We start from the raw sequence: 3089 nt of genomic DNA on the forward strand, positions 1-3089 counted from the left end.
CCCTTAGCCGGGCGTTATATGCTATTACTGGCCAACCTTATCTACATCACATTAAGTCTTTAAATTTAATAGTAAAATCATTGATCATTTATCATGGAGGATTAGCTATGCCAGGCGCATTTGCACATATAACAGCTGTTAATTTCGCAATAAGTAATTCAAATCTCAAATCATTAAATATGCCTAAAAAAGCAAAGTTAGCTCTCAGCCGAAATCAAAAATTCGTTGAGCTAGGCTGTGTCAGTCCTGACTTTCCTTATTTAAAATTAGGAAGTCCAGACCAAAATGAATGGGCCGATAAGATGCATTATGAGAAAGTAGGCGTCTTAATAAGAAAAGCAATATTACTTGTAAAAAATTTATCAGGCGAGGATCAAGAGAAAGCATTTGCTTGGCTTTGTGGTTTTGTTGCCCATGTCATTTCTGATATTACAATTCACCCTGTTGTTGAGATGAGAGTTGGGCCATACCATGAAAATTCTCAAGAACATCGAATTTGTGAGATGAATCAAGATGCGTATATATGGCCAAAGTTAAACTTAGGTGAAATCGGTTATGCTGAAAGGGTGAACAATAATATTGGATCTTGTAACGATCCTACAAACCCATCGAATTTAGATAGAATAATTACTAAGCTATGGGAAACTTGCTTAAAGGATGTTTTTCCTGAAAAAGCTGACTCTACACATCCTGATATTAACGGTTGGTATAAAGGCTTTCAGTTTATAGTTGATAATATTGAAGAGGGTTATCGACTTTTTCCTTTAGCTAGACATGTTGCTGCGAAACAAGGGTTGGTTTATCCAAGTTTGGAAGAGATAGATGAATCTTATATTAAAGCTTTGAAAACACCTTGTGGGATAGAAGATTATGATTCAATTTTCGAACGAGCAGTTGAAAATGTGAAGCAATACTTGTGTTACTTGTCTAACGCTGTTTTTGATGACGGTAGTGTTGATATGTTTTTAAATTGGAACTTAGACACTGGTCGTTGTGAAAAGGAAATGTTGACTGCTTGGAGTAACTCATGAAATATCTAAACTTATTAATATTATCAATGTTAACTGCTGGATGCGCTGTATCTAAACCATATAACGATGAAAAAATGTATGACTTAGCTTCCCAATTTAAAGATCTTGCTCAAACTGTCGATGGATCCATTAAATTTGGTGATGTCATGATTGATGGCGGTGCACAGGCCTTAGAAATTGTTTCAACAGAGCAACCTGATAAGGTTGCACCTTTTGTTAAATATACAATTAAAGCTGAAATGCAAGGCGACAATGCCGTACTTCTATTGTGTGAAGAAGATGTTGCCTTAATCGAAGATGCAGGGTGTAACGCTGTACTTGATAAAGTTTATTGGCATGAACTTAAAAGTAATAGTTGTGTGATTACATTGCAAAGTAATCAGGTATGCAATTAGAGAACGCATATAACAAAGCATTTAAGAGTGATTCCCAACGCTTGGCATTTTTAGCTCAAGGTTGGGTTTCGTGTTTACGGCGCAATGGTTTAGGTCAGGTGACAGCGTTGCTCACACCTTAATGCGGCGTTATGTGTTTGGTCAGTTTTTTAGGTCAAAGCTACGATTTTATTGAGAATTCGTTCCGTGTTTTCGGCAAGTTGGCTTGGTCGAAATGGATTCTTGAACAACCTGATATTGATCGTTTTCAAGGTTCTTGGATTGCCTCAATTAAGTTTTGGATCTGGCTTGTGTTGAGTTTCGTCAGTTTCAAATCGCTTTAATTGAAATGTCCTTTTGACTGGTTTTCTTGCTGACATTCAGCTCTGAATATCTGGTGACGCAAAAAATTTAGCGGTTGCTGAAAGGGCGCTTTCTTTGTTGTCGATTCTGTAAGTGGCTCTCTTCGGCTCAGATCGCTGTGAAATTTAGGTTTTGGTAAGCATCGTTTTTGTACGTAACTTATTCAAATCTCTTCATTTCTACGGTGGGTTACTTTGAATTCACGGTAAAATTCACATAACAATCAATTCAAGTGGATTCTCAACGCGTGGCAGTTTTACTATGCGTCAGGTAAAGTGTTTTATGGTGCAATGCAGCGGCTTGGTCAGTGCGTTGTTCACCACTTAATTGGGCGTTAACTTTTAGTATATCGAGGAGAGTTTAATGGAAAATGAGTGGGCAGAAGTAGTCAATAACTTGATAAAAATTGGTTTGCCCTCTTTGGTTACTGGTGTTGTGACTGTACTTGGTGTTAAGCATAATGCTAAAGCAACACATGACAAATTTTTTATAGAGCACAAGACAAAAGTTTTGGAAAAAATATCAGATGAAGTCGATGAGTATTTTGATTCGTGGGAAATGGTTTATTCAAAAATTGGTGCAATTTTAAAGCATAAGGATCATGATTTAGACGAAGTTAAATTGACCGAAAATCAAATTCAAGCAATCGTTGAGCGAGACAAAGAATTGATTGTTAGTTGGTCAAAAAAGAAATCTAGTCTTTCAAAATTAAGATTATTAGGTGCTGACGAAGCTGCTAATCGTTTGAAAGATTGTGGTGAATTAGAAAAACAGCTACGTGATATGATGTTTTTTGAAAAAGAATACCCGAATTACAATCAGTTGAACTGTATGCGAAAAGAAGCTAGAACTGCACAGGAAAAATTCCATACGGCACTATCTAAGTTCTATGGGCGGCTATCAAGTTAACAAAGCATTTAAGAGTGATTCCCAACGCTTGGCATTTTTCATTCCATCGTTGGGTTTTGTGTTTACGGTGGTAAGGTTAGGTTCAGTGGTAGCGTTGCTCACACCTTAATGCGGCGTTATGCAACTCAGGTAAATTTAGGGATTCAATCTTTTTAGATTTCTCCGGCCATTCGTTTTGTGTTGCCGGCAAATGAGCACTTTTACCCTCAGATTCGTGGTTCACTCAAACCGTAAAACAGGCAAAGTTCTTTGTTTGCCTCAATCAGTTTTAGAGTTGGCGTGTTGTGAATCTTGTGGGCGCAAAGTGTGGAAAGGGCACGTTAATCGAGCATTTTGCTTTTGCTGAAGTTTTCGCTCGTTGAGTTTGTCTGATTCAAAAGCTTGGTTTGTCGCTGAAAGGTGGACTTTGTTT

3 protein-coding genes are annotated in these 3089 nt (G+C 37.4%); all 3 read left to right on the forward strand.

The genetic code is table 11. The features are described 5' to 3' along the window. Positions 1–1031 (forward strand): zinc dependent phospholipase C family protein (locus tag DD616_RS03980; protein WP_306307606.1); only part of this gene is annotated, 1031 nt, incomplete at its 5' end. Then, on the forward strand, positions 1028–1426 hold the full coding sequence (locus tag DD616_RS03985; protein WP_208871492.1) for a hypothetical protein: 399 nt from the start codon (positions 1028–1030) through the stop codon (positions 1424–1426). The genes DD616_RS03980 and DD616_RS03985, both read left to right, overlap by 4 nt. 705 nt (positions 1427–2131) lie before the next feature. Continuing rightward, positions 2132–2677: a hypothetical protein gene (locus DD616_RS03990; protein ID WP_208871493.1), complete on the forward strand. Its 546-nt coding sequence runs from the start codon at positions 2132–2134 to the stop codon at positions 2675–2677. Positions 2678–3089: the final 412 nt, after the last annotated feature.

The sequence above is a fragment of the Vibrio anguillarum genome, from assembly GCF_003390515.1.
Classification (GTDB): domain Bacteria; phylum Pseudomonadota; class Gammaproteobacteria; order Enterobacterales; family Vibrionaceae; genus Vibrio; species Vibrio anguillarum.

Excerpts from the sequence above, each read along its gene's own strand:
- DD616_RS03985 (WP_208871492.1), top strand. The coding sequence starts at position 1,028 with ATGAAATATCTAAACTTATTAATATTATCAATGTTAACTGCTGGATGC.
- DD616_RS03990 (WP_208871493.1), top strand. The coding sequence starts at position 2,132 with ATGGAAAATGAGTGGGCAGAAGTAGTCAATAACTTGATAAAAATTGGT.